This window comes from Corynebacterium sp. ACRQK (assembly GCF_022345965.1).
Taxonomy (GTDB): Bacteria; Actinomycetota; Actinomycetes; order Mycobacteriales; family Mycobacteriaceae; genus Corynebacterium.
Map to the genome: position 1 here is coordinate 280,878 of NZ_JAKRMU010000001.1, position 25,250 is coordinate 306,127.

Annotated in this window: 23 protein-coding genes; 6 read left to right on the forward strand and 17 right to left on the reverse strand. The window is 63.1% G+C overall.

Annotated elements, in window-relative coordinates:
• From dapA to MHX63_RS01345, 6 genes are all read right to left on the reverse strand, one after another.
• Positions 1-903 carry a 4-hydroxy-tetrahydrodipicolinate synthase gene (gene dapA / locus MHX63_RS01320; protein ID WP_239386905.1) on the reverse strand — a complete coding sequence of 301 codons (903 nt, stop codon included), beginning with the start codon at positions 901-903 and terminating at the stop codon, positions 1-3.
• A gap of 92 nt (positions 904-995) precedes the next feature.
• Positions 996-1,748 carry an FAD-dependent thymidylate synthase gene (gene thyX, locus MHX63_RS01325; RefSeq protein ID WP_239386906.1) on the reverse strand — a complete coding sequence of 251 codons (753 nt, stop codon included), beginning with the start codon at positions 1,746-1,748 and terminating at the stop codon, positions 996-998.
• Between the two features lie 3 nt (positions 1,749-1,751).
• Positions 1,752-2,525, reverse strand: coding sequence for a 4-hydroxy-tetrahydrodipicolinate reductase (gene dapB / locus MHX63_RS01330; RefSeq protein ID WP_239386907.1), 774 nt, complete (start codon positions 2,523-2,525; stop codon positions 1,752-1,754).
• 46 nt (positions 2,526-2,571) lie between these two features.
• Positions 2,572-4,866 (reverse strand): polyribonucleotide nucleotidyltransferase, encoded by a 2,295-nt coding sequence (locus tag MHX63_RS01335; protein WP_239386908.1) that lies wholly within the window; start codon positions 4,864-4,866, stop codon positions 2,572-2,574.
• A 216-nt stretch (positions 4,867-5,082) separates the two neighbouring features.
• Positions 5,083-5,352, reverse strand: coding sequence for a 30S ribosomal protein S15 (gene rpsO, locus MHX63_RS01340; protein WP_005295163.1), 270 nt, complete (start codon positions 5,350-5,352; stop codon positions 5,083-5,085).
• A gap of 119 nt (positions 5,353-5,471) precedes the next feature.
• Positions 5,472-6,452: a bifunctional riboflavin kinase/FAD synthetase gene (locus MHX63_RS01345; RefSeq protein WP_239386909.1), complete on the reverse strand. Its 981-nt coding sequence runs from the start codon at positions 6,450-6,452 to the stop codon at positions 5,472-5,474.
• A 30-nt stretch (positions 6,453-6,482) separates the two neighbouring features.
• Between MHX63_RS01345 and truB the strand changes: the two genes are divergently transcribed.
• Entirely contained in the window at positions 6,483-7,409 is a 927-nt protein-coding gene (truB, locus tag MHX63_RS01350; RefSeq protein ID WP_239386910.1) for a tRNA pseudouridine(55) synthase TruB, read from the forward strand.
• Here truB and MHX63_RS01355 read toward each other — a convergent pair.
• The 8 genes from MHX63_RS01355 to rimP all read right to left on the reverse strand — a co-directional run bounded on the left by MHX63_RS01355 (position 7,406) and on the right by rimP (position 15,641).
• Positions 7,406-8,137, reverse strand: coding sequence for a 4'-phosphopantetheinyl transferase (locus tag MHX63_RS01355; RefSeq protein ID WP_239386911.1), 732 nt, complete (start codon positions 8,135-8,137; stop codon positions 7,406-7,408). The two genes, truB and MHX63_RS01355, sit on opposite strands and share 4 nt — an antisense overlap.
• Positions 8,134-8,955, reverse strand: a complete 822-nt coding sequence (locus MHX63_RS01360) for a metallophosphoesterase (protein WP_239386912.1) — start codon at positions 8,953-8,955, stop codon at positions 8,134-8,136. Before MHX63_RS01360 ends, MHX63_RS01355 begins: the two co-directional genes overlap by 4 nt.
• 51 nt (positions 8,956-9,006) lie before the next feature.
• Complete coding sequence (locus tag MHX63_RS01365) at positions 9,007-10,320, reverse strand: MATE family efflux transporter (RefSeq protein ID WP_239386913.1); 1,314 nt, start codon at positions 10,318-10,320, stop codon at positions 9,007-9,009.
• Positions 10,320-10,745: a 30S ribosome-binding factor RbfA gene (gene rbfA, locus MHX63_RS01370; RefSeq protein WP_034986324.1), complete on the reverse strand. Its 426-nt coding sequence runs from the start codon at positions 10,743-10,745 to the stop codon at positions 10,320-10,322. The genes MHX63_RS01365 and rbfA overlap by 1 nt, the downstream gene beginning before the upstream one ends.
• Positions 10,746-10,782: 37 nt before the next feature.
• A complete protein-coding gene (infB, locus tag MHX63_RS01375) occupies positions 10,783-13,524 on the reverse strand; it encodes a translation initiation factor IF-2 (RefSeq protein WP_239386914.1) in 2,742 nt (913 codons plus the stop codon).
• Positions 13,525-13,664: 140 nt separating this feature from the next.
• Entirely contained in the window at positions 13,665-14,009 is a 345-nt protein-coding gene (locus MHX63_RS01380) for a YlxR family protein (RefSeq protein WP_370643954.1), read from the reverse strand.
• 33 nt (positions 14,010-14,042) lie between these two features.
• Positions 14,043-15,056, reverse strand: a complete 1,014-nt coding sequence (nusA, locus tag MHX63_RS01385) for a transcription termination factor NusA (protein WP_239386916.1) — start codon at positions 15,054-15,056, stop codon at positions 14,043-14,045.
• 9 nt (positions 15,057-15,065) lie between these two features.
• Positions 15,066-15,641: a ribosome maturation factor RimP gene (gene rimP / locus MHX63_RS01390; protein WP_239386917.1), complete on the reverse strand. Its 576-nt coding sequence runs from the start codon at positions 15,639-15,641 to the stop codon at positions 15,066-15,068.
• A 42-nt stretch (positions 15,642-15,683) separates the two neighbouring features.
• Between rimP and MHX63_RS01395 the strand changes: the two genes are divergently transcribed.
• Positions 15,684-16,613 (forward strand): ferritin-like domain-containing protein, encoded by a 930-nt coding sequence (locus MHX63_RS01395; protein ID WP_239387145.1) that lies wholly within the window; start codon positions 15,684-15,686, stop codon positions 16,611-16,613.
• Here the strand turns inward: MHX63_RS01395 and MHX63_RS01400 are convergent.
• Positions 16,579-18,369, reverse strand: coding sequence for a proline--tRNA ligase (locus MHX63_RS01400; RefSeq protein WP_239386918.1), 1,791 nt, complete (start codon positions 18,367-18,369; stop codon positions 16,579-16,581). The two genes, MHX63_RS01395 and MHX63_RS01400, sit on opposite strands and share 35 nt — an antisense overlap.
• Positions 18,370-18,438: 69 nt before the next feature.
• Here MHX63_RS01400 and yaaA point away from each other — a divergent pair, with 69 nt between their 5' ends.
• Complete coding sequence (gene yaaA, locus MHX63_RS01405; protein ID WP_239386919.1) at positions 18,439-19,164, forward strand: peroxide stress protein YaaA; 726 nt, start codon at positions 18,439-18,441, stop codon at positions 19,162-19,164.
• On the opposite strand, the gene cobA is transcribed toward yaaA, so the two are convergent.
• Positions 19,161-19,892: a uroporphyrinogen-III C-methyltransferase gene (gene cobA / locus MHX63_RS01410; RefSeq protein WP_239386920.1), complete on the reverse strand. Its 732-nt coding sequence runs from the start codon at positions 19,890-19,892 to the stop codon at positions 19,161-19,163. The two genes, yaaA and cobA, sit on opposite strands and share 4 nt — an antisense overlap.
• Here cobA and MHX63_RS01415 point away from each other — a divergent pair.
• On the forward strand, positions 19,891-21,243 hold the full coding sequence (locus MHX63_RS01415) for a protein adenylyltransferase SelO family protein (protein WP_370643955.1): 1,353 nt from the start codon (positions 19,891-19,893) through the stop codon (positions 21,241-21,243). The genes cobA and MHX63_RS01415 overlap by 2 nt on opposite strands.
• Here the strand turns inward: MHX63_RS01415 and mqo are convergent.
• Positions 21,240-22,712 (reverse strand): malate dehydrogenase (quinone), encoded by a 1,473-nt coding sequence (gene mqo, locus MHX63_RS01420; RefSeq protein WP_239386922.1) that lies wholly within the window; start codon positions 22,710-22,712, stop codon positions 21,240-21,242. The two genes, MHX63_RS01415 and mqo, sit on opposite strands and share 4 nt — an antisense overlap.
• A 117-nt stretch (positions 22,713-22,829) precedes the next feature.
• Between mqo and MHX63_RS01425 the strand changes: the two genes are divergently transcribed.
• Complete coding sequence (locus MHX63_RS01425; protein ID WP_239386923.1) at positions 22,830-23,873, forward strand: alpha/beta hydrolase; 1,044 nt, start codon at positions 22,830-22,832, stop codon at positions 23,871-23,873.
• Positions 23,866-25,236 carry a mycothione reductase gene (mtr, locus tag MHX63_RS01430; RefSeq protein ID WP_239386924.1) on the forward strand — a complete coding sequence of 457 codons (1,371 nt, stop codon included), beginning with the start codon at positions 23,866-23,868 and terminating at the stop codon, positions 25,234-25,236. Before MHX63_RS01425 ends, mtr begins: the two co-directional genes overlap by 8 nt.
• Positions 25,237-25,250: the final 14 nt, after the last annotated feature.

A 25,250-nucleotide genomic window follows, 5' to 3' on the forward strand; every position in this document is an offset into this window, starting at 1 on the left:
CTATACCCCTGCTGCCTGCAGGTCTTGAGCCAGCTGATCCATCTCAGCGGCTGTTGGTTCGATAATGGGAAGACGCGGTGCACCCACGGCCTTCCCCTTTAGCTTCAGTGCTGCCTTCGCGAATGTCACGCCTCCGAGGCGGGCCTGTGCCTTCTGTAGCGGCTGCAGTTGCACTGCGATGCTACGGGCGGTGGCGATGTCGCCTGCGTCGAACGCATCCCTCATCTGCTTGAGCTGTCGCGTTGCTACGTGGCCAATCACAGAGATGAAGCCAGTGGCACCTGCGGCCAACCAAGGCAGGTTCAACGGGTCATCGCCCGAGTACCAAGCCAGGTCGGTGTTCTCAATCAGTTCCATGCCGGCGGCCAGGTCGCCCTTTGCATCCTTGACGGCTGCGATCTGTGGATGATCGGCCAGTCGGTGCAGGGTCTCCGACTCCACCGGGACGACGGATCGAGAGGGAATGTCGTAGACGCACACTGGAATATCCACCGCGTCCGCAACGGTCGTAAAGTGCTGGTAGATGCCCTCTTGGCTGGGACGAGAGTAATAAGGAGTCACAACCAGCAGAGAGTCAGCCCCCGCCTCTTGCGATGCACGAGACATTTCTACGGTGACAGCTGTGTCATAAGATCCGCTTCCGGCGATCAGTTTTACGCGGTCGCCGAGCTCGGATCGTACTGCTCTGAGCAGGTCAAGCTTCTCGGTCGCACCCGTGGTGGGTGATTCTCCGGTAGTTCCGGCCAAGACCAAAGAATCGCAGCCCTCATCCACGAAGTGGCCAGCAAGTGCCACGCCCGCGTCCAAGTCGATGGAACCGTCCTTCTTGAAGGGGGTCACCATCGCAAGAGAGATAGTTCCGAAGTGCGCGGATCCCCTTGTTGCTGCGTTACCTGTACTCATGACTCCCCAGACTACCTTCCTTCACGAGAAACTCACGTATTTGGGTGTTGTTTTCGGCGGGTTGTACTCAATGGCCCTAAGGTCCGCCATCCTTAAGATTCACCGACGTACGGGCTCGTCGCCATCTCCCCGCCGTCGTGCAACTGCGTGATCGAGAAGTCCTCAAACACGTTCGGCGCTACTTCCTGCAGTTTACGCAAGCACGCGACAGCGATCCGGCGGATCTCCGGATCCGCATGCTCGGCGGCGCGCATGGCGATAAAATGCCGCCAGCTGCGGAAGTTGCCACTCATGACAAAACGAGTTTCAATGCAGTTCGGCAACACTGCTCGGGCCGCCTGCCGTGCCTGCTTCGTGCGCAACACGGCGTTTGGCTCCTCGGCGAAGTCCTCGCCCAAGCCATCCAAGATCTCCCGGTAGGCGTCGTAGGCCACGTCCGCGGTCTGCAGGAACAGCTTCTTCAAGTCCTCATTGCCGGCTACCGCTTCGGGCACTACGACCCGCGCCTCGTCGGCAGGTACGTAGCGCTGCGAAAGCTGGCTGAAGCTGAAATGCCGGTGGCGCATGATCTCGTGACCACACGAGCGAGAAACTCCGCGCAGGTACATCGAGGCACTGGCGTGCTCCAGCAGCGTGGTGTGGCCGACGTCCATGATGTGGCGGACGTACGCCGCATTCGTCGCAGTGTGCGGGTTGGGCTTGTCCCACGTTTCGTAGCAAGCCCTGCCTGCGAACTCGACCAAAGCGGCACTATCATCCACGTCAGTTTGCCAGTTCAGGTCTGGCGCTGAGTCAAAGGCGGTGTGACCCACGAGGTCGATCTGTAGGGGTGCAACAGTAGCCATGAACTAGGCCTTAGCACCGCCGTTGACATCGCCGTCCAGTCCCAGGAACTTCTCCAAACCGATGGTCAGGCCCGGGTTCTCACCAATCTTCTCCACGCCGATCATGATTCCCGGCACGAAGGACTCGCGGTCGTAGGAATCCTGCTTCAGGGTCAGAGTCTGCCCCTTGGTGCCGAAGATGACCTGCTCGTGGGCGACCATGCCGGTCATGCGTACGGCGTGTACCGGCACTCCCTGTACATCAGCGCCACGCGCCCCGTCCAGGGACTGCGTGGTGGCGTCGGGCTGCTCGGCCAGACCGGCTGCCTTACGAGCCCGCGCGATACCTTCCGCGGTGTGCACCGCAGTACCCGAAGGCGCGTCCACCTTGTTCGGGTGGTGTAGCTCCACGACCTCGGCGGACTCGAAGAAGGGCGCGGCAATCTCCGCAAACTTCATGGTCAGCACTGCGGAAATAGCGAAGTTCGGTGCGACGAGCACCCCGGTCTCCGGAGATTCCTGTAGCCAACCGCGGACGGTCTCGAAACGCTCCTCCGTCCAGCCGGTGGTACCGACGACGGCGTGGATGCCGTTGTTGATGCAAAACTCTAGATTGCCCATCACGGCATCCGGAACGGTGAAGTCCACCACGACCTCAGCCTTGTTATCCACCAGCGCTTGCAGGTCGTCACCGTGGTCGATGGCGGCCACCAGCTCGTGGCTCGCGTCAGCCTCAACGGCGGCTACAACGGCGCTGCCAACACGCCCGCGGGCACCCAAAACACCAATGCGAGTCATAGATCAATCGCTCCTTTATAGCTCGAATTTAGCCCGTAGCAAGTGGTTAGTTGTCTTCAACCAGAACCAGGGAGATCTTGCCACGGTTATCGATGTCCGCGATCTCCACCTCGAGCTTGTCGCCCACCGAGACCTCGTCCTCAACGCGCTCGATGCGGCGATCGCCGCCCAGGTTCGAGATGTGAATCAGGCCGTCCCTACCCGGCATCAGAGAAACGAACGCACCGAACGCGGTGGTCTTCACTACTGTGCCCAGGAAGCGGTCGCCCACCTTCGGCTGCTGCGGATTCGCGATGGCGTTGATCTTCTCCTCCGCCTCGCGCGCAGCCTCGCCTCCGACGGCGGAGATGAACACCGTGCCATCGTCCTCGATGGTGATGTTGGCGCCAGTCTCCTCCGTGATCTGGTTGATGGTCTTGCCCTTCGGGCCGATGACCTCCCCGATCTTGTTCTGCGGAATATTGATGCTGGTGATCTGCGGAGCCAAGTCGCTCATATCATCCGGAGAGTCAATGGCCTCGTCCATCAGCTGCAGGATCTCCAGGCGTGCGGTGCGCGCCTGCTGCAGCGCCTCGGCCAGAACGTCGGACGGGATGCCGTCGAGCTTCGTATCCAGCTGCAGGGCCGTCACGAAGTCGGGAGTGCCCGCGACCTTGAAGTCCATGTCACCGAAAGCATCCTCGGCGCCCAGGATGTCGGTCAGCGTGACGTACTTGTCCTTGCCGGTCTTGCCAACCTTTCCAGTCACCAGGCCCATTGCAATGCCGGCCACCGGTGCCTTCAGCGGCACACCGGCGTTGTACAGGCTCAGGGTCGAGGCACACACGGAACCCATGGAGGTCGAGCCGTTGGAGCCCAGTGCCTCCGAGACCTGGCGGATGGTGTACGGGAAGTCATCGCGGCTGGGGATCACGGGCGTCAATGCGCGTTCCGCAAGCGCGCCGTGGCCGATCTCGCGGCGCTTCGGGGAGCCCACGCGGCCGGTCTCTCCGGTGGAGTACGGCGGGAAGTTGTAATGGTGGATGTAGCGCTTCGTGGTCTCCGGCCCCAGCGAGTCGATCTGCTGCTCCATCTTCAGCATGTCCAGCGTGGTCACACCTAGGATCTGGGTCTCGCCGCGCTCGAACAGGGCGGAGCCGTGCGCACGTGGCAGCAGATGGACGACGATGCCCAGGTCGCGGATCGTGGTGCTGTCGCGGCCGTCGATGCGGAAACCGTCCTCCAGGATGCGGCGGCGCACCACCGTCTTGGTGACTTCATTGTGCGCAGCGCGGATCTCCGTCTCGCGCTCCGGGAACTCCGGCAACAGATCATCAACGCTGGCCTGCATGTTCGCAGCCAGTGCCTCGTCGCGCTCCTGCTTGTCGGCGATGGACATGATGTCTTCCAGCGCATCCAGCGCTTCCGCCTGGACAGAGGCGAAAACATCCTCGCCATAGGGCGGGAACAGTTCGAATTCGCGCGTCTCGGCGTCCACAGCCTTGGCAAGAGCGTCCTGCGCCTCACAGAGCGTGGCAATGAATGGCTTAGCGGCCTCGATACCCTGCGCCACAACCTCTTCGGTCGGCGCCGGCGCGCCCTCGGCGATGCGCTCAACGACGGTGTCGGTAGCGCTCGCCTCAACCATCATGACGGCAACGTTCGGCTCGCCGCTACCTGCCCCATTGCCACGACCGCGACCACGGCCACGGGCCGGCTTCACCGGCTCGGTTACACGGCCGGCCACGACCAGCTCGAAGATGGCCTGTTCTTCCTGCTCGCGAGTCGGGAAGGCAACCCACTGACCCTCCGGGTGGTCGGCGTCCACGACGAGCGCCATGCGCACGCCACCCACCGGGCCGGAAACCGGCAGACCGGACAGCTGAGTGGAAGCGGAAGCGCCATTGATGGCCAGCACGTCATAGCGATCCTTCGGATCCATCGACAGGACGGTCACGATGACCTGCACCTCGTTGCGCAGGCCGCGAACGAAGGTGGGGCGCAGCGGACGGTCAATCAGGCGGGCGGCCAGGATCGCATCCGTACCCGGGCGGCCTTCGCGGCGGAAGAAGCTCCCCGGGATGCGACCGACGGAGTACATGCGCTCTTCCACGTCCACGGTCAGCGGGAAGAAGTCGATGCCCTCGCGCGGCTGGCGGGAGGCGGCGGTGGTGGACAGCAGCATCGTGTCCTCGTCCAGGTAGGCCGTCACTGCCCCATCGGCCTGGCGTGCCAGCAACCCGGTTTCAAAGCGGATGCTGCGGGTGCCAAAATCGCCGTTATCAATGGTGGCCTCTACTTCCCACACACCGGCATCCGGGTCAACGAGCTCTGCTTGGATGTTCTGCTTCTTCGTACTCATAATGGAGTTTTGCAATCGCCTTTCTGCGTTACCTTGCGTTGCACTCCACGGCGGTTGCCTGTTCGTCTGGTCTTCGGTGCCGACGCCACCGACGTGGAATTTTCTTAAACTATTCGACTGGCTTTTAGGATTTAACCGGAATCAAGACTAGCACGAAAAAGCACAAACGCCCGCCACCTCGTCTTTTGAGAGGTGGCGGGCGTTTGATTTGAAGCTTTAGCGACGCAGACCCAGGCGCTCGATCAGGGAGCGGTAGCGGTCAACGTTGTTCTCGGCCAGGTACTTCAGCAGGCCCTTGCGGCGACCAACCAGCAGCAGCAGGCCGCGGCGGGAGTGGTGGTCGTGCTTGTGGTACTTCAGGTGCTCGGTCAGCTGACGGATGCGAACGGTCAGCAGTGCGATCTGAGCCTCCGGGGAGCCCGTGTCGGTCTCGTGCAGGCCGAACTCCTTGAGAGTCTCGGTCTTCTGTTCCTTGGACAGTGCCATGGATGAATCTCCTTGATAGTTATTTCAGTCCGCGCGAAAGGTTTAACCAGCGACTACCGCAGACCACAGTCGCTAGACCTGGGGAGTCTAGCACGCCCATGCCCCTGTTCCCAAAACGCTTAGCCCAGCGCCTTGCGGGTTTCGGTGACATCCCGGCCGATGGCCTCGATCAGCTCGTCTAGCGAGTTGTACGTTTCCATTCCCCGCAGGTGGTGTACGAACTCCACGGCGATATCCAGGCCGTATAGGTCGGCGTCGTGATCCAGAATGAAGCTCTCCACACTGCGCGGCTCGTGGCCGAAGGTGGGGTTGGTGCCGACGGAGATCGCGGCCGGCAGCCGCTCGCCCACCGGCATGGTTCCGATGGTCGCCCCGGCGGAAATCCCGTGCCCGGGCAGGATCGTCACATAGCCGGCGTAAACGCCGTCAGCGGGCAGCGCGAACTTCTCGGCGAAGTAGAGGTTCGCCGTGGGGAATCCCAGCGCCCTACCACCGCGGCCAGCACCGTGGGTAACTTCCCCTGCTACCCGGAAGCTCCTTCCCAGCGCCTCGTTCGCGCCGTCCACATTGCCCTCGGCCAGCGCCTGGCGGATCCACGTAGAACAGACCACGTGGTCGCCGTCTTCCAGCAGCTCCAGCACTTCCACCCGCATGCCGCGTTCCTCGCCCAGCTCGCGCAGCGTCTCGGGCGTGCCCGCTGCCTTGTGGCCGAAGGTGAAGTTATCCCCCACCACCACGGCCTTGGCGTTCAGCATCTTCACCAGCACCTGGTCCACGTATTCCTCCGGCGACCAGCTGGCGATCTCTTTGGTGAAAGACACGACGACCACGTGGTCGATGCCGTACTCGTGCGCCAGTTCCGCGCGGCGGCGCACGCTCGACAGCAGTGGTGGCACCGCCTCCGGCCTGAAAACGACGGTCGGGTGCGGGTCGAAGGTGAACATCACGCTCGGCACTCCCCGTTCGCGTGCCAGCTCCACCGCCCGCTGCAGCAGTTCTTGGTGCCCGCGGTGCACGCCGTCGAACACGCCGATGGTTACGACGGTGCCGCCGGCAGCCAAGTGTTCGGGAATTCTGTCCAGTCCGTACCAGATACTCACACGCTGCATGCTAGTCGATAGTCTGTGGGTATGAACCAACGCAGTGCCCGTTCCGTCCTGAGCCGCTCCGGGGTCGTCCTCGTGGACAAGCCCTCCGGCCCCACCTCGCACGACATGGTGGCCAAGCTTCGGCGGATCATGGGTACACGCCGGGTCGGCCATTCGGGCACCCTCGATCCGCTGGCCACGGGGTTGTTAGTTGTGGGCGTCGAAAGAGGGACAAAGTTCTTGGCCCACGTCGTCGCCCACGACAAGCGCTACGAGGCAACCGTTCGTTTGGGCTCCGCCACCCACACCGACGATGCGCAGGGCGACGTGGTCTCCACCGCCCCTCCCCAAGGCCTGCAGGCGCTCACCGAACAGCAGGTCCGCGAGGCTTTCGCCGCGCAGCGGGGCGACATCATGCAGCGCCCGACCTCGGTTTCTTCCATCAAGATTGACGGCAAGCGCGCCCACAAGCTCGTCCGCGAGGGGCACGACGTGGTGCTGCCCGAACGGCCCGTCACGATCTTTTCTCTGGAGGTGCTCGATGTTGTTGTTGATGACGCCAACTCTTGCATCGATGCCCGCATCTCCGTGCACTGTTCCAGTGGTACCTACATCCGGGCAATTGCCCGGGACGTCGGCGAGGCTTTGGGTGTGGGCGGACACCTGACACAGCTCCGTCGTACTGCGGTGGGTCCCTTCGACGTCTCCGAAGCACGCACGCTGGAGCGGCTCGAGGAGGATCCGAGCCTGACACTCACCTTGGACGAGGCGATGGTGCGCTGCTTCGAGACCCGCGAGATCAGCGAGTCGGAGGGAGTAGACCTTTCCCTCGGCAAGTGGCTGGAACCCGTTGGCAACCAGGGAGTGCGAGCAGCGGTCACGCCATCCGGTCAAGCCATCGCCCTGATCGAGGAGAAGGGCAAGCGCGCTTCCAGCGTGTTTGTCGCCCGCCCGGCGGGCATGGACTAGCTGGCTGGAACGGCCGCAGCGGTGATCACGTAGCCGTTGCGGATGGTCCAGCGCCCTTGGATGAACGGCACCGGCACCGGGCGCGCCAGCAGGTACGAGGTGAACGTGCCGTCGGGGCGCAGGTCGATGTCGGCCTGATCGAAGTCCAGGAAGCGGTGCGTCAGCGGGAACCAAGTCTTGTAGGTGGCTTCCTTCGCACTGAACAGCACGGTATCCAGCAGTTGCAGATCCTCGGAGCGCATCGCCTTGTGGATGCGACGCTGCTCGCCCAAATTGGCGATCGTGTTGAACACGCCCTCCGGCAGCGGGCGTGCCACTTCTACGTCGATACCGACGGACGCCCAGCGGTCGGATGGCGCCAACAGTGCCGCACGGAAACCGTCGGTGTGGGTCAAGGATCCGGAGATCCCCTGCGGAAACAGCGGCATCCCGCGCGGCCCACGCAGGATGGGCGGGTGCGCGTCCATGAAGTTCTTCAGCGCCTGGTGGGCGCACCAGCGCGAATCGCCGAAGTCGGCCTTGCGCCGGTCCACTGCCCCATTCACCAGGGCTTGCTCCTCTGCCGGGAGGGCGTGAAACTGGCTCAGATCCCCCTGAACACTGTGCAGCTCTGCGCAGACCGTACCCTGGGGCAGCAATCCGCGCGGAATGGTCGGCTGCTGCGCGCCGAAGGTTTCTACGATCGCCCGATCCCCTGGCGCCGTTGCGAGCGCTCCGTTGTGCCTCATGCTGTCACCTCCTCGACGAGTACTGGGTAGGGCCACAAGTTCTTTTCCAAGCGGGGCGGAAGGCTAACCTTCCTCTCTCTCGGATAACCGAGTGAAACTTCCGCATGTGTTACATTGCCGAGCGAAAATTCTACCGGAATGTGCAAATGGCCATAAATCACTGCACGCGCCCGATAGCGCTCTGGCCATTCCTGCGTGTGCCGAGTTCCCGACCACAAACCGATCTCCTGGTGCCGGACGTTACTCATCGCCTCCCGCGCCAGCGGCCAGTGGTTCACCAGGATGGTCGGCCCCTTCACAGACGCCAGCCGACGTACCGAGTAACGCAACCGTTCACGGCACCACAGAATCACGTCTTCATACGGTGCAATCGCCAGGTCGTCCATCAACACGATGCCTTTTTCTCGCGCTGCCGCCAGCGCGGCAGTGGGCGTCATGGAAGGGGCGCGCCACGAGTGATCGTAGAGGGTAAACAGCGGCACCACGGTGTGGCCCGCAAACATCGGAAAAGGATCCTCTGGGGTGAGCACTCCGAGGCGCTGGGCGATCGCGATCACGGCATCGTACTTCGCCCGGCCGTGGGTGGCATCGCTGGTGCGGCTATAGAGCTCGTGGTTGCCGGGAGTGTAGATGACCTGGGCGAAGCGGCTCTGCAGTAACCCCAGCGTCCGCTCGATGGTAGGCAGGTCCTCTGCGATATCCCCGGCGACTATGAGCCAGTCGCCCGCGTTGGCAGGCCGGACGTGCTCGCGGACCAGATCCAGGTTGCCGGGGGCGCGCACGTGCAGGTCGCTGACAGCCCATAGGGTTCGGGACATCGGGGCGCTCCCCCTCTCTGAACTAGATCACAACAGTTAGCAAGTTTAACACTAGCTAACCCACTTATCACCGGCGAAGCGCCACGTAACAAAAGCCAGGCGGATCAGAATGAAGCTGAAAAGGCCCCACCAGATGCCGACCAACCCCCAGCCAAAGATCCAGGAAAGCCACACCACCGGAATAAACCCGGCCAGCACAGAGACGATGGTGGCGGTGCGCAGGAAGGCTGCATCAGCAGCTCCGAGCAGCACGCCATCCAGGGCAAACACCACACCCCCGGCCAGCACCAACAGCACCAACAACCACCATGGGCCACCGATCGTGGCCAGCACATCGGCATCCGCCGTAAAGATGCGTGGGATTATATGAGCGCCCGCAGCCAGCCCCGCAGCCAGCACCAAGCTGGCACCGACGGAGAAGCGCAGCACGGACACGCCAACCTTCCGGGCCGTCGCAGCCGAACCCGCACCCAGCGCCGCCCCCACCAGCGCCTGGGCGGCGATGGCAACCGAATCCAGCACCAAAGTCAGGAAGTTCCACAGCTGCAGCAGCACCTGGTGGGCAGCCAGCGGCGCCGGCCCCATGCGCCCGGCCACCGCTGCCGCAGAAATGAAGGCCACCTGGAAACTCAGGCTGCGCAGGATCAGATCGCGCCCCATCACAAGCTGCGACTTAATCACCGGCCAATTCGGAGCCAATGATTTGCCGTCCCCCTCCGCGCGCCAGTACACGACCAGCGCTCCCAGGAAACAGGCGGCGATGATGACTTCCCCCAGCACGTTGGCATATGCCGAGCCGACCAGCCCGTATCGTCTCACCGCCAGCGGCACGATCACCGCCATCGGAATCACCCCGGCCAGCGTAAACCACAGCGGCAGCTTCGTATTGGACATTCCTCGCAGCCAACCATTGCCCGCCATGGTGCACAGCGCCGGGATAATCGACGCGCACGTCACCCGCATCCACTTCGTGGCCTCGGAAACGACGGTGGCGTCACTAGAAAAGAAGCCCATGATCGCCGGGGCGAACGCGAAAACAACACCCGCCAACAGCGCCCCCACGGCCAGGGCAACCCACGTCGCCTGCACTCCCTCGTAGATCGCGTTGGCACGGCGACCGGCGCCATAGTGACGCGCGGCGCGGGCAGTCGTGCCATAGGAAAGGAACGTCAGCTGGGTGGTGACGGTGCCCAACACCGTAGCGCCTGCAGCCAGAGCGGCCAGATCGGCAGCACCTAAACGGCCAACGACCGCCGTGTCCAGCAGCAGATACAGCGGCGTGGCCGCCAGTACGACGAGAGCCGGCCAGGCCAGCCCCAAGATAGTGCGGGCATCGGCCTGGCCGGTAGCAGAGTGTGCAGTCACTACGACTTGTACGGATCCTCGTCGCCTGCCGGGCGGGCACCCGCGGACTGCGCACGCAGAGCCTCGTCCTGAGCCTTCGCCCGGGCCAGCAGCTCCTCAAAGTGCGCGGAAGCCTCCGGAACCGTGTCCAAGCTAAAGCTCAAGGTCGGGGTAAAGCGCACGCTCAGCTGATCGCCGACAATCTTGCGTAACTGCCCCGTAGCCTTAGCAAGCGCCGCCTCCGCTGCATCCGTATCCGGTTCCGCATCCACGGTCTTACCACGCACGGTGTAGAACACCGTCGCGTCGTGGAGGTCGCCGGTAACGCGCGCGTCCGTGATGGTCACGAACTCCAGGCGCGGGTCCTTAATCTGCCGCTCGATGGCCGTGGCAACAATCTGCTGAATACGCTTGGCCATGCGCGCAGCACGCGCGTGATCAACCATTAACTTCTCCTTCTAAAGACCTTGGCCACTAAACGGTTTAGGTGCGCGGCACCTCAACCAGCTCGAATACCTCGATGATGTCGTCGACCTGGATGTCAGGGTACGACAGCACCATACCGCACTCGTAGCCTGCGGAGACCTCGGTGACGTCGTCCTTCTCGCGGCGCAGCGACTCGATAGTCGCCTTCTCCGCCACGACGTTGCCGTCGCGCACCAGGCGCGCCTGAGCGTTGCGGCGCACGTTGCCGGTCTCCACCTTGCAACCTGCAATAAGGCCTACGGAGGATGCCTTGAAGATCTGGCGGATCTCCGCGGTACCGATCTCCTTCTCCTCGTAGATCGGCTTCAGCATGCCCTTCAGCGCTGCCTCTACCTCCTCGATCGCCTTGTAGATGATCGAGTAGTAGCGGATATCCACGCCCTCGGCGTTGGCCACCTCGGTAGCCTTGCCCTCGGCGCGGACGTTGAAGCCGATGATCACCGCGTCGGAGGCGGCTGCCAGGTTGACGTTGGTCTCCGTCACTGCACCGACGCCACGGTCGATGATGTTCAGATCCACTTCGTCGTCGACCTCGATCTTCAGCAGCGCGTCTTCCAGGGCCTCGACGGTACCGGCGTTGTCGCCCTTCAGAATCAGGTTCAGGGTGTTGGTTTCCTTCAACACCGCGTCCAGATCCTCCAGGGAAACGCGCTTGCGACTGCGTGCAGCCAGCGCGTTGCGGCGACGGGCGTCACGGCGGTCCGCGATCTGGCGCGCAGTGCGATCCTCGTCGACAACCAGCAGGTTATCGCCAGCACCGGACACGCTGGTCAGGCCGAGCACCTGAACCGGGCGGGACGGGCCGGCTTCCTTAACGTCGTTGCCGTGCTCGTCGATCATGCGGCGCACGCGGCCGTAGGCGTCACCCACAACGATGGAATCACCGACGCGCAGGGTACCGCGCTGGACGATGATCGTGGCAACCGGACCGCGGCCGCGGTCGAGGTGCGCCTCAATGGCCACACCCTGAGCGTCCATATCCGGGTTAGCGCGCAGATCCAGCGACGCATCGGCCGTCAGCAGGACGGACTCCAGCAGCTGGTCGATGTTGGTGCCCTGCTTTGCAGAGATGTCCACGAACATCGTCTCGCCGCCGTACTCCTCCGGAATGAGGCCGTATTCCGTCAGCTGGCCACGGATCTTGTCCGGCTGGGCGCCTTCCTTATCGATCTTGTTCACCGCAACCACGACCGGAATGTCAGCGGCCTTGGCGTGGTTGATTGCCTCCACGGTCTGCGGCATCACGCCGTCGTCCGCGGCGACCACCAGGATCGCGATATCGGTGGACTTTGCACCACGGGCACGCATGGCGGTGAACGCCTCGTGGCCCGGGGTATCCAGGAAGGTGACCAGGCGGTCCTCGCCCTCCATGTTCACGGAGACCTGGTAAGCACCGATGTGCTGGGTGATGCCGCCGGCCTCGCCGGAACCGACATTGGCCTTACGGATCGTGTCCAGCAGGCGGGTCTTACCGTGGTCAACGTGACCCATGACGGTAACCACCGGCGGACGGTGTGCAAGGTCCTCGTCCTCGCCCTCGTCCTCGCCGAACTGCAGGTCGAAGGATTCCAGTAGCTCGCGGTCCTCGTCCTCTGGGGAGACAACCTCGACCTTGTAATCCATTTCCTCGCCGAGCAGCATCAGGGTTTCGTCGGAGACCGACTGGGTTGCGGTCACCATCTCGCCCAGGTTGAACAGCGCCTGGACCAGTGCTGCCGCATCCGCCTTGATCTTCTCGGCGAAGTCCATCAGGGATGCACCACGAGCAAGGCGAATCTTCGCGCCCTTGCCATTAGGCAGCTTCACGCCGCCAACGACGCTTGGCGCCTGCATTGCCTCGTACTCGTTGCGCTTCTGACGCTTCGACTTGCGCCCCTTACGCGGTGCGCCACCCGGACGGCCGAATGCACCTGCGGTGCCGCCGCGACGCCCACCGCGTCCACCGCGCGGGCCTCCCGGACCACCGGGGCCACCGGGACCGCCGTGACGTCCACCGCGACCGCGGCCGCCACCGAAGTTGTCGGACTTCGACGGCATCTGAGCCGGGTTCGGATGGCTCGGCATCATAGCCGGCGACGGACGACGGCCGCCGCCCTGCTTAGCTCCTGGCTTCGGGCCAGACTTCTTGGCGCCACCCGGGCGGTTGCCCGGACGCGGCATGTCGCCCGGACCAGCCTGCCCACCGCGCGGACGCGGTGCAGGACGCTCTGCCGGAGATCCGGAGGAAAACGGGTTGTTGGCCACACGCGGGGCGCGGCCGCCCGGCTTCGGACCCGGCTTGGCTCCTGGCTTCGGGCCTGGCTTGGCACCCGGCTTCGGCCCCGGCTTGGCGGTGGGCTTCGGGCCTGGCTTAGCGCCCGGCTTCGGTACTGGCTTCTCGCCTGGCTTCACAGAGGAGGTGGGCTTGGTGCCAGCGCCCGCGACCGGGTTGGTGTTCTTCACTGGCTTCGGCCCCGGCTTGGGGCCGGGCTTCGGCCCCGGCTTGGCGGCGGCCTTCGGAGCTGTCTTAGCAGCAGGCTTCGGCCCCGGCGTCGTTGCGGGCTTCGGGGTAGCTGCACTCTCCTTGGCAGACTCTTCACCCACCCCGTAGTACTTCTTCATCTTCTTTACGACGGGCGGCTGCACCGTCGAAGAAGCGGTCTTAACGAACTCGCCTTGTTCCTTCAGAGTGGCGAGCAACTCCTTGCTCGTCACTCCGAGTTCCTTGGCCAACTCGTGTACGCGTAGCTTTCCGGCCACTACTCTCCTTCATGTTTGCGGAGCCGTAGTGCGCTCTAGCGTGCAGGTGCGCCTGCAGCCGGGCTACTTACGACTCCCGTACTTGTAGATACTCATCGCTGATGCTGCTTCATCGCGTGCTCATCAGGGCTGGTTGTTCTTCATGTCGACGTAACTTCCTCGTCTTTACTTGTCACTGTCACTGGCAGTGTGACGATGTATTCACGTACAGGGTCTGCATCCACATTGGCGGATACCCTCAACGCACGGCCAAAGGCCCTGCGTTTCACGGCGATTTCCCATGCCTCCACTGTGGGGGTGATCCACGCGCCTCGCCCGGGAAGTTTCCGACCCGGATCGGGGACAACCTGAAGTTCACCCTCGGCATCTTCCGCACGTTTCCGCACAACGCAACGCAACAGCTGATCTATTCCCATCACCTGCTTCGTTGCAATGCACGTCCTTAGCGGAATGTGCTTGCTTGTGGGACACTCATGGAATACCACCAGTCCAGTGTATCGCGCCGGCCCCCGAAACGGTTAACTGGGCGTGTCCTCCGCTGCGGCGTCCGTCTCCGAGCGAATGTCAATCTTCCACCCGGTCAGGCGCGCGGCGAGTCGAGCGTTCTGTCCCTCGCGGCCAATGGCGAGGCTCAGTTGATAGTCCGGCACAACAGCGCGAGCGATCTGCATCTCCGGGTCAGTTACCTTTACACTGACAACCTTCGACGGCGACAGCGCATTGCCGACAAAAGCCGCCGGATCGTCGGAGTAGTCGATGATATCGATCTTCTCCCCACCCAGTTCCTGCATGATGTTGGACACGCGTTGTCCACGCGGACCAATGCATGCGCCCTTGGCGTTCAGTCCCTTGACGGTCGAACGCACGGCGATCTTGGTGCGGTGCCCGGCCTCGCGCGCCACGGAGACGATCTCCACGGAACCATCGGCGACCTCCGGAACCTCCAGGGCAAATAGTCCCTTAACCAGCTCCGGGTGTGTGCGAGACAGGTTGATCTGCACCATGCGGTTGGCGTTGTTGATCACGTCCGTAACAAAAGCTTTCACACGCATGCCGTGCTCCAGCTCCTCACCTGGGATGTGCTCGGCGGGCAGGATCTGCCCGTCTTGGCCGTTAGCCTCGGTACCCAGGTGCACGATCGTCACACCGCGCTCGTTGGCGCGGGCATCGGCGGAAACCACGCCGGAGACCACGCGGTAACGTAGCTCGGCGTACTCGTCGTAGCGGTTCTGCACACGGGCGGAGTTGATGCGGTAGCGAATGGCTTCACGCACGGCCAGCGCACCGTCGCGTCCGAAATCTTGTGGAGTGTCGTCGAGGCGTCCGGTGACGTTGCCCTCTTCGTCCTTTTCCACCTGATAGATGGTGACTTCACCGCTGATCGGGTCGATATCCACATCGACCGATCCGGTGAACTGACTGTTCGCCCGGTAAGCCTCGCGCAGTCCCCGCTTAACCCCCTCCAGCAGATCGTCGAAATCCACCGACTCCTGCTTCTCGACGGCACGCAGTGCGGCCATATCAATATTCACTTGTTACTCCTAGTTTTCCGCGGGACTATCCTGCTGATCTTCTGCACCGGGCAACCCGTAGGCGTCAATAGCCAATCCGACAAGATCGGCCTCGGCGGCGGGTGCCTGTGAGAATTCCACTTCTACCACCGCACCAGCTACATCTGCGAATCGCACGCGACGCACGCTGGGCTGTTTCTTTCCCGGTGTGATCAAAACGACATCGTCACCGTCTACTTGCGCGATGCGCTCCACTCCGTCAGCCAGTCGCACGAGGCGCCCGATGTTGCGCGCCCAGTGGCGTTGCTCCACGAGAGGGAAATCGACGCCAGGAGTCGTCAACTCCAGGGTGTATCCAGCCCCGAAGCTCATCTCCCCCGCTGCCTCGGCGTCATCCAAATGCTTGGAAACCTCGCGGCTCAGTTCTTCCAACTGGTCCAGGTCCGGGCGCTCGGCGCGGGGTTCGGCGGTATCCACTGCGATCCTGATCGCGGACTTCGCTCCCGCCTTCGTGATCTTGATGTCTTCGATCACTAGTCCGAATTCTTTTATCAATCCGCGCAGCGAGTCTTCGAGCTGCTCCTTGTTTGGAAATGCCATGACCATGCAGTCTAGCAGCAGCGGACTTCTAGTAGACTCCTAATCTTGATGAATATGACCAGCTCTCGCCCCCTCCTCACTCGCCGCCGCTTCCTGGGCGCCGGCACGCTTTTTGGCGCCGGCCTGGCGATATCCGCCTGTGATTTCGGCGAGGAGCCCCAAGCAAACGAGCAGCTCATCGAGCTCGCCACTGCATTGCGTAGCGCCCAAAAAAATTCGGAGGCCAAGCGGGCGAAGAAATGGTCCGAGCTCCTCGGCAAGCAATACGATCTGGTCACGGAGGAAACTCTGCGCCAGTGCGGCACCGATAGCGAAGGAAACTCACCCCAGGGCTGCGAAGAGAAAATTTCCGAGACCAAGAACGCGCCCAGGAAGGCTGTTTCCCTAGACAAGGCCTACGCTCGCACCCTCACAAGCGAGATGGGCACCCAGGCCTCCCTCATCGCCGGACTTTTCGCCGCGTACAAGGCGGCCGGCGACAACAAACGCCCCGATCATCCAGCCGAGGTCAAAGCGGAGGTTATCGAGGGCTTTTCTAACCCGGATGTCGATGTGGCAGCAGAGTTTCGTACTTTGTTGACGCTGGCTTACGGCGCGATCTACGCCTCGGGCGTCGCACTGGCCAAGAGCCCAGAGGACAAGACCCGTTCGCGCATCCAATCCTTGGCCGATCAGCTGCGCGTACTACGTGACCTCACGACTGAGGTCTTGGAGGAGCTGGGTTCGGGGGTTCCCTCCCCCGAGGCCGGATACACGCAAAACGAAGCCGACGGGAAGTCAGATGCTGTGGAGTACTTCCACCCCACTGTGCAGCCCATCACCACTCAGCTTCGTCGCATCACGGAGTTGGCCACCAACGAGCAGGCCGTCACCTACGCCGCCGAATGGGTAAAGGCCAACGCCTGGGGCGAAGCCTCCCTAGAGCGGCTCCAGGGGAAGGATCCTAAGGACGTACCTCTTCGCGGAGAGCCCGCTTAGCCTCCGGCAGCGCATTCGCGTAGTCGACCTCGTAGGTCTCGCCGGTCAGGCGGTTACGCAGTTCTACCTTGCCGTCGGCGAACCCACGGCCAACCACGACCACCAGGGGCATGCCCAGCAGTTCAGAGTCCTTGAACTTCACGCCCGGGGAGACCTTCGGACGGTCGTCGAAGAGGACCTCCAGGCCGTCGTTGGACAGCGTCTCCACTAGCTCCGCTGCTGCTTCGCCCGCGGCTGCATCCTTGTTGGCGATTACCACGTGCACGTCGAAGGGCGCGACGGACGCAGGCCAGCGCAGCCCGGAATCGTCTAGCATCTGCTCGGCGATCACGCCCACCAGGCGGGACACGCCTACGCCGTAGGAGCCCATCGTCGGCACGGAACGCTTACCGGACTCGTCCAGTATCTTCACATCGAAAGCCTCGGTGTACTTGCGACCCAGCTGGAAGATGTGGCCGATCTCGATGCCACGAGCCAGCGTCAGGGTGCCGTTGCCATCCGGCGACGGGTCGCCCTCCAACACCTCGGCGGCCTCGATGTACCCGTCCGGAGTGAAGTCGCGGCCTGCAACCAGACCCACGACGTGGCGGTTCTTCGCGTCTGCGCCGGTGATCCAGGAGGTGCCCTCCACCACGCGCGGGTCGGCCAGCACGCGCACGCCGTTGTCTGCCAACCCCTTGGGGCCTACGTACCCCTTGACCAGGAACGGGTTCTTCTTAAAGTCTGCCTCATCGGCGAGCTCCACCTGTGCGGGCTCCATGGATGTCTCGAGGCGCTTCATGTCCACCTCGCGGTTGCCCGGAACCAGCACACCGGCCAGGGACTCGCCCCGCGGCTTGCCGTCCTCGTCCAGTGTCGGGTCGTTGACCTTGATCACGATGCACTTCAGCGTGTCCGCGGCCTCGACAGCGCGGCCGTCGATGGTGATGCCTTCGCTGTTGGCCCAGTCCACCAACGTTTCGATGGTCTCGCTGTCCGGGGTCTCGTAGTCCTTGGCCTCCGGCTGCCCCTCAATTGGCTGAGCCGGCGGGACCTGCGTCACTACCGCCTCGACGTTCGCGGCGTAGTCGCTCTCGGTGGAGCGCACGAAGGTGTCCTCGCCGGTGTCGGCCTCAGCCAGGAACTCCTCGGATGCCGAGCCGCCCATAGCGCCAGAGGTCGCAGAACAGATCGCGTACTTGATGCCCAGGCGGTCAAAGATGTTCTGATAGGCCCTGCGGTGCAGCTGGTAGGACTCCTCCAGCCCCTCGTCGTCCATATTGAAGGAGTAGGAATCCTTCATGATGAACTCGCGGCCGCGCAGGATGCCGGCGCGCGGGCGTTCCTCGTCGCGGTACTTCGTCTGCACCTGGTACAGGATCACAGGGAAGTCCTTGTAGGAGTTGTACTCGGACTTCACGACCGAGGTGAACATCTCCTCGTGCGTCGGCCCCAGCAGGTAGTCCGCGTCCTTGCGGTCCTTCAGGCGGAACAGCGCATCACCGTACTCGACCCAGCGGCCGGTCGTCTCGTAAGGCTCACGCGGCAGCAGTGCGGGGAAGGAAATCTCCTGCGCGCCGATGGCGTTCATCTCTTCGCGCACGACCTCTTCGACGTTGCGCAGCACCCGCAGGCCGAGCGGCAGCCACGAGTACACGCCGGGGGCCACGCGGCGGATGTATCCCGCGCGTACCAGCAGCTTGTGGCTGGGCACCTCTGCGTCTGCGGGGTCGTCACGCAGGGTGCGCAAGAAGAGTTGTGACATCCGAGTAATCATGAGTCATGACTTTACCTTTTCCCCCTTTGACTTGTGTCGTTCGGTAGGGGTTTTGGCTAGTCTGTGGGAATGCTAATCGTGCTTCCCCCTTCCGAAACCAAGGCTCCCGGTGGCTCGCTGCCCGCCGGAGAACCGTTGCACTTCCCGGAACTCAACCCCATCCGCGAGGAGATCACCCGCGATCTGGTCGCCCTGTGCACCGAAGATTCGGAGGCCGCCATGCAGGTCCTGGGCCTTTCTGAGAAGCAGTACGGCGAGGTCGAGGCCAATCAGGTGCTGCGCACCGCCCCGACGATGCCGGCCCTGCACCGTTACACGGGCGTGCTCTACGATGCACTCGATGTGTCTTCTCTTTCTAACGCCACTACGCCCCACCTAGCCATCGGCTCAGCCCTGTATGGCCTGGTCATGGGTGGGGACCCGATCCCCCACTACCGACTTTCAGGCGGCACTAAGCTCACCCCCGGCACGACCATGAAGAAGCGCTGGGGTTCCGCCATCACCGAGGCACTGCAGCGCGCAGAGCAAGAACACGGCCTGGTGGTGGACCTGCGTTCCGGGGCCTACCAGCAGCTCGGCAAACTGAAGACTGCGGTGACTGTGCGGGTGGAATCCGTGCAACCCGATGGCAGCCGCAAGGTCGTCAGCCACTTCAACAAGCACTACAAGGGTCTTCTCGCCCGTGCGTTGGCCCGGAATCCCAGCGGCAGCACCGCCGCCGAGGTTGCCGACATCGCCCGCGCCGCAGGTTTCACCGTGGAGCAGGACTCCACAGAGCTCACCCTCGTCGTCTAGAGGCCAGCGACCTCGCCGATCACGTACACCGCCGGCGAGCCGACCTCGTTAGCTTCGAAAGTTTCGGCCAGTGTACCCAGGGTGCAGCGGAATCCTCGCTGTTGGTCGGTAGTGCCCTCCTGGATCACGGCTGCCGGTGTGTCGGCGGTCAATCCCCCGGCCTGCAGCTCCGCAGCAATCGCGGCCACGTTTCGCACGCCCATGATCACGCACAGTGTGGCCCCCGATGCCGCCAGCGCGCGCCAGTCCACCAGGCTGCTCGGATTATCCGGCGCCACGTGGCCAGAGACCACGGTGAAGGCATGCACTACGCCCCGCTGGGTCACGGGGACACCAATGGCCGCCGGCACGCTCACGGCACTGGTCACGCCCGGAACAACCTCACAGGTCACGCCCACTGCAGCGCACGCCTGCACTTCCTCGAATCCACGCCCGAACACGAACGGATCCCCGCCCTTGAGCCGGGCGACAGTCTTGCCCGCCCGTGCGTGCTCCACCAGTAGCTCGTTGGTCTTCTCCTGGCTGACCTGCCTGGAGTACGGCAGTTTCGCCACGTCGATGACTTCCTTGGTCTCCACGTCGCACAGCTTGTCCAGCTCGCTGGTGGGCCCCAGGTGATCGGTCAGGATCACGTCGGCTGCCTGCAGGGCCCGCATCCCACGCACCGTTATCAGGTCCCATGCCCCTGGGCCACCGCCGATCAGCACCACTTTCCCTGTGTCACTCATGGCAATTCAGCCTACCCCTACAATGGGCAACACCATGAATACGTTCGCCGAGCAATTCCCGGAACTCGCACTCCCCTGCAGTGGGGAGGTCTTCCCCGACCCGCAGATCCTCGTGCTCAACGAGCCCCTCGCCACCGAGCTGGGTTTGGATCCACAGTGGCTCCGCAGTCCGGAAGGCATCGCATTCCTCACCGGCCAGAACGGCGGCCATGCACTTGGCTACGCCGGCCACCAGTTCGGCCAGTTCAACCCGCGCATGGGGGATGGCCGCGCACTGCTGCTCCGCGAGAACGGGTGGGATATCCACGCCAAGGGCATTGGCCGCACCCCCTTCTCTCGCGGGGGCGACGGCCACTATCCCCTCGATGCCGCCCTCAAGGAGTATGCCTTCGCCGAGTCCCTTCACGCCCTGGGCGTCCCCACCGCCCGTTCGCTGGCCGTCCTCTCCACCGGTCGCACTGTGCGGCGCCACCGCCTCCACCCGGGCGCGGTCGGCGTGCGTGTCGCCGGCTCCCACATCCGCATCGGCACCTTCCAATACGCCGCGCTTATGGGCCCGCAGGTCACCGAACGCCTCGTCGACTACACCCTCGCCCGCCACTTCCCGCAAGGCACTTCACCGCTCGATCTTTTTGATGCCACCGTCTCCCGCCAAGCCGAACTCGTCGCCAGCTGGATGCGCTTCGGCTTTATCCACGGGGTGATGAATACCGACAACATCGCAATCTCCGGGGAGACAATCGATTTCGGCCCGTGCGCTTTCATGGATTACTTCGCCACCGACGCGGTGTATAGCTCCATCGACACCCGTGGCCGCTATGCATACGCTCAGCAGCCCGCGATCATGATGTGGAACCTCGCGCGCCTAGCTGAGGCGCTCTTGCCGCTGGTGGATGAGGGCGTCAAAAAATTTACAGAGCAACTACAGCACTTCCAACCGCAATATGCCGCGGCGTGGGACAAACAGATGGCCGCCGCGCTGGGAGCCCCGGACTGCGCCGAGCAGTTACTCGACCTGCTGCAGGTCGCGAGCCCCGACTACGGCGCGCTGCTGGCGAACTTGATCCCCGGCAAGATCCCCCAGGGCTTAGAAACCACCCCCGGTGCCGCCGAGTGGACCGAGCGCTGGACGGCGCAGAAGCCCCACCCGCGCAACCCCATCTACCTACCGCGCAACCACGGCATGCAGGTCGCGCTCGAGCAGGCCGAGGCTGGTGACTTTAGCCGCTACAAGCTAGCTCTGGGGGCGCTTCGCAGCCCCTTCGAATGGGACGAAAAATACAAAAAACTCGGCCTCCATGCGGCGGTGCCGCGTGCGGAAGCCGAGTTCACGACCTACTGCGGTACTTAAACCAGCTTCAGAGTCTTCTGGGAGCGATCCCACTGCTCGTTGAACAGGTTGGCATCCTTAGACAGGCGGGTGCCGTAGGAAGGAATCATCTCCCGCAGCTTCGGTGCCCAGTCGGCGATGCGGCTGCCGAAGCAGCGCTCCAGCACCTCCAGCATTGCGGACGGGGCGATGGAAGCACCCGGGGAGGCACCCATCAGGCCGGCGATGGTGCCGTCGTTGGAGTTGATCAGCGCGGTGCCGAACTCCAGGGAGCCGAACTTCGGCGCACCGATCGGCTTGATGACCTGCACGCGCTGGCCGGCGGTGACCAGCTCCCAATCCTCAGCACGTGCCTCCGGCATGTACTCGCGCAGGGATTCCACGCGGGCTGCCTGGTCCTTCAGCACCTCCTCGATCAGGTACTTGGTCAGGCCCATCTCCTGCACGCCCACGCCCAGGTAGGACGGAAGGTTGCCCACGCGCAGGGACTTGAACAGGTCCAGGTAGCTGCCCTTCTTCAGGAACTTCGGGGTCCAGCCTGCGTACGGCCCGAACAGCAGGCCCTTCTTGCCGTCGATCACGCGGGTGTCCAGGTGCGGAACGGACATCGGCGGAGCGCCGACGGAAGCCTTACCGTAGACCTTGGCCTGGTGCTGCTCCACCAACTCCGGGTTGGTGCAGCGCAGCCACTGGCCAGATACGGGGAAGCCACCGTAGCCCTTGATCTCCGGAATGCCGGACTTCTGCAGCAACGGCAGAGCCATACCGCCGGCGCCGACGAAGACAAAGTTCGCGGTAACCACGGAGGTGTCGCCGGTGTGCAGGTTCTTGGTGGTGATCTTCCACTTGGAACCGTCGCGGTTGATGTTCTTGACCTCGTTGCCGTAGCGAACCTCAACACCCTGAGCGGTCACGGCGTCCAGGTACTGGCGGGTCAGCGCACCGTAGTTGATGTCGGTGCCTTCGTCGAACCAGGAGATCGCGACCGGGTTGTTGAAGTCACGGCCACGAGCCATCAGCGGCAGAAACTCGGCGAACTTCTCGTCAGAGTCGCTGAACTGCATGTTCGGGAACAGCGTGTGGTCCTTCAGCGCCTCGTAGCGGGCCTTCAGGTAGTCCACCTGGTCCATGCCCTGTGCGAAGGAAACGTGCGGAACCTTGTTGATGAACTCGGACGGGTCGCCCAGCACGTTCTGCTCGACCAGGTAGCTCCAGAACTGGCGGGAGACCTGGAACTTCTCGTTCACACCGACGGCCTTGGAGATGTCGATCTTGCCGTTGACCTCGGGGGTGTAGTTCAGCTCGCACAGCGCCGAGTGGCCGGTACCGGCGTTGTTCCACGGGTCGGAGGATTCCGCACCAGGGGTGTCCAGACGCTCGATGATCACCTGGCTCCAGTCCGGCTGCAGCTGCTTCAGCATGACGGACAGGGTGGTGGAGATAACACCCGCACCAATTAGTGCGACGTCCACAGAATCTTTATGTGCCACTATCTATTCATTCCTTCAAAGGCGAAAAAGTCAGACCGTTATTGTGTCACATTTACTCTACGCCTATAGGCCAATGTTTCAATGATCTATGTCTGTTCGTGGCGCTAGCATGAGTACATGCCTAATAGCCCCGTACTCCCTTCCTCCGCTGCCGATCTCGAATTTTTTCCCGATGAACTGGGAGAAGACTTCGGCCAAAGCTTTATCGAGCTGGGCGACGACCCAGATGGTGAGTCCCCCATTCGTTGTACCCTGGTGCGTTACTGCCCGGATGCGCCCGACGAATCCTTTTTCTCTCGCCCCGCCATGCTTTTTGTCCATGGAATGACGGACTATTTCTTTCAGGATCACGTGGCCCGCCATTTCCACGACTCCGGCTTTGCTGTCTATGGCCTGGATCTGCGCAAGTGCGGTCGTTCCTGGCGGGAGGGGCAGTCTTGGCACCATGTCAGCGATCAGTCGCTCTACGACGTAGACCTCTCTACCGCCACTTCCCTCCTCGCCGCCGCCCACACCGCGGTCGTTCCTGTTGGGCACTCGACCGGCGGGTTGGATGTGACGATGTGGGCTCATCGCCTTTTTGACGCCGGCTCCCCCCTCCACAATTCCATCGCCGCCATCGTTTTGAACTCGCCATGGTTTGGCCTGCAGTTCAACCCGGCTGTTCGCTTCATTATCAACCGCGTGCTGCCGGTCGTTCACAAGCTGCAGCCCAACATGCTGCTACCCGGCGGGATCAACCCGACTTACGGCCGCTCCCTGCACGTCACCGAGGCCGGCGAGTGGAATTACAACCTGCGACTCAAGCCCTTGGAGCCCCGCCCGAAGTATCTGCAGTGGCTCCTGGGCGTGGCTCGGGAGATCCGCCGCCTCCACTCCAGCAAGGGCGACACGGGCGTGCCCACGCTGCTGCTGACCAGCCATACCCATCACTTCTCCAAGAAGCTTTCCCGCGAGTCCTACAATGCCGACCTCATCCTCATGCCGAGCCAGATGTGGCAGCAGGCCTCCAACGCTTCTTCCCTGTCCACTACCATCGTCATCGAGGGCGCGCTGCACGACGTGTTCCTCTCTCGCCCCAAGATCCGCGCTAAGGCCTTCGCCGCCACCGACGAGTGGCTTAGCGACGTCTTCAACGAAAGGAAGGTTCACCGTGCCTGATTTCGACCTCATCATCGTCGGCACTGGCTCCGGCAACTCCCTACCCAGCCCCGCCAACGACCAACAGAAGATCGCCATCGTGGAGAAGGGCACCTTTGGCGGCACCTGCATCAACGTGGGCTGCATCCCGACCAAGATGTTTGTCCACACCGCCGACGTCGCTCGCAGCTTCTCTGAAGCCTCCCGCCTGAGCCTCACCGGCGAGCTCCAGCACGTCGACTGGAAGGACATCCAGCGCCGCGTCTTCGCCGAGCGCATCGATCCCATCAGTGAGAGCGGTGCTGCCTACCGCGCGGGCGACGAAACCCCGAACATCACTCTCTTCGAAGGCACCGCCCGCTTCGTTGGCCCCCGCACCCTGCAGATCGGCGACGGCCCCACCATCACCGGCACCAACATCGTGCTGGCCACCGGCGGCCGCCCGCGCATCCACCCCGTCCTCGCCGACGTGCGCTACCGCACCAACGAGGACATCATGCGCCTGGATGAACTGCCGAAGTCCCTCATCGTCGTCGGCGGTGGCATCGTCGCCGTGGAGTTCGCCGCCATGTTCTCTGGCCTCGGCACGCAGGTTACGCTCATCAATCGCTCGGACAAGCTGTTGCGGAAGTTGGACGCCGACATCTCCGAAGCCTTCACCACCCAAGCCAAGCAGCAGTGGACGAACCACCTGGGGCGCACTATCACCGCCGCCGAGGAATCTGCCGATGGCCAGATCACCCTCACCCTTGACGATGGAACTACCGTTACGGCCGAAGAGGTCCTCGTTGCGATGGGGCGCGTCAACAATTCGGACACGTTGGACTGCGAAGCGGGTGGCGTCAAAACCCGAAAAGATGGCCTAATCGAGGTCGACGAGTACGGCCGCACCAGCGCCGACGGCGTGTGGGCGCTGGGCGATGCGTGCAATGACTTCGAGCTCAAGCACGTCGCCAACGCCCAGGCACGGGTGGTGGCGCACAACCTGGCCCACCCCGATGATCTGCAGAAGTTTAACCATGACGTGGTGCCCAGCGGCGTGTTCACGCACCCGCAGATCGGCGTGGTGGGCATGACTGAGCAAGAGGCGCGCGAGTCCGGTCGCCCTATCACCGTGAAGATCCAGAAGTACGGCGACGTGGCCTATGGCTGGGCGATGGAAGATACAACCGGGTTCTGCAAGGTCATCGCCGACCGCAGCACTGGCGAGATCCTCGGGGCGCACATCATCGGCCCGGAGGCAAGCTCGCTGATCCAGTGCTTCGTCACCGCCATGACCTTCGGAATTAATGCCCGCGATTTCGCCGAAAAGCAGTATTGGCCCCACCCCGCTCTGACAGAATTGGTCGAGAACGCCCTGCTTGGGTTAGATCTCGAAAACTAACAAAGGAGCTTTCT

Excerpts from the sequence above, each read along its gene's own strand:
- dapA (WP_239386905.1), bottom strand. The coding sequence starts at position 903 with ATGAGTACAGGTAACGCAGCAACAAGGGGATCCGCGCACTTCGGAACT.
- thyX (WP_239386906.1), bottom strand. The coding sequence starts at position 1,748 with ATGGCTACTGTTGCACCCCTACAGATCGACCTCGTGGGTCACACCGCC.
- dapB (WP_239386907.1), bottom strand. The coding sequence starts at position 2,525 with ATGACTCGCATTGGTGTTTTGGGTGCCCGCGGGCGTGTTGGCAGCGCC.
- MHX63_RS01335 (WP_239386908.1), bottom strand. The coding sequence starts at position 4,866 with ATGAGTACGAAGAAGCAGAACATCCAAGCAGAGCTCGTTGACCCGGAT.
- rpsO (WP_005295163.1), bottom strand. The coding sequence starts at position 5,352 with ATGGCACTGTCCAAGGAACAGAAGACCGAGACTCTCAAGGAGTTCGGC.
- truB (WP_239386910.1), top strand. The coding sequence starts at position 6,483 with ATGAACCAACGCAGTGCCCGTTCCGTCCTGAGCCGCTCCGGGGTCGTC.
- MHX63_RS01355 (WP_239386911.1), bottom strand. The coding sequence starts at position 8,137 with ATGAGGCACAACGGAGCGCTCGCAACGGCGCCAGGGGATCGGGCGATC.
- MHX63_RS01360 (WP_239386912.1), bottom strand. The coding sequence starts at position 8,955 with ATGTCCCGAACCCTATGGGCTGTCAGCGACCTGCACGTGCGCGCCCCC.
- rbfA (WP_034986324.1), bottom strand. The coding sequence starts at position 10,745 with ATGGTTGATCACGCGCGTGCTGCGCGCATGGCCAAGCGTATTCAGCAG.
- rimP (WP_239386917.1), bottom strand. The coding sequence starts at position 15,641 with ATGGTCATGGCATTTCCAAACAAGGAGCAGCTCGAAGACTCGCTGCGC.
- MHX63_RS01395 (WP_239387145.1), top strand. The coding sequence starts at position 15,684 with ATGAATATGACCAGCTCTCGCCCCCTCCTCACTCGCCGCCGCTTCCTG.
- MHX63_RS01400 (WP_239386918.1), bottom strand. The coding sequence starts at position 18,369 with ATGATTACTCGGATGTCACAACTCTTCTTGCGCACCCTGCGTGACGAC.
- yaaA (WP_239386919.1), top strand. The coding sequence starts at position 18,439 with ATGCTAATCGTGCTTCCCCCTTCCGAAACCAAGGCTCCCGGTGGCTCG.
- MHX63_RS01415 (WP_370643955.1), top strand. The coding sequence starts at position 19,891 with ATGGCAATTCAGCCTACCCCTACAATGGGCAACACCATGAATACGTTC.
- cobA (WP_239386920.1), bottom strand. The coding sequence starts at position 19,892 with ATGAGTGACACAGGGAAAGTGGTGCTGATCGGCGGTGGCCCAGGGGCA.
- MHX63_RS01425 (WP_239386923.1), top strand. The coding sequence starts at position 22,830 with ATGCCTAATAGCCCCGTACTCCCTTCCTCCGCTGCCGATCTCGAATTT.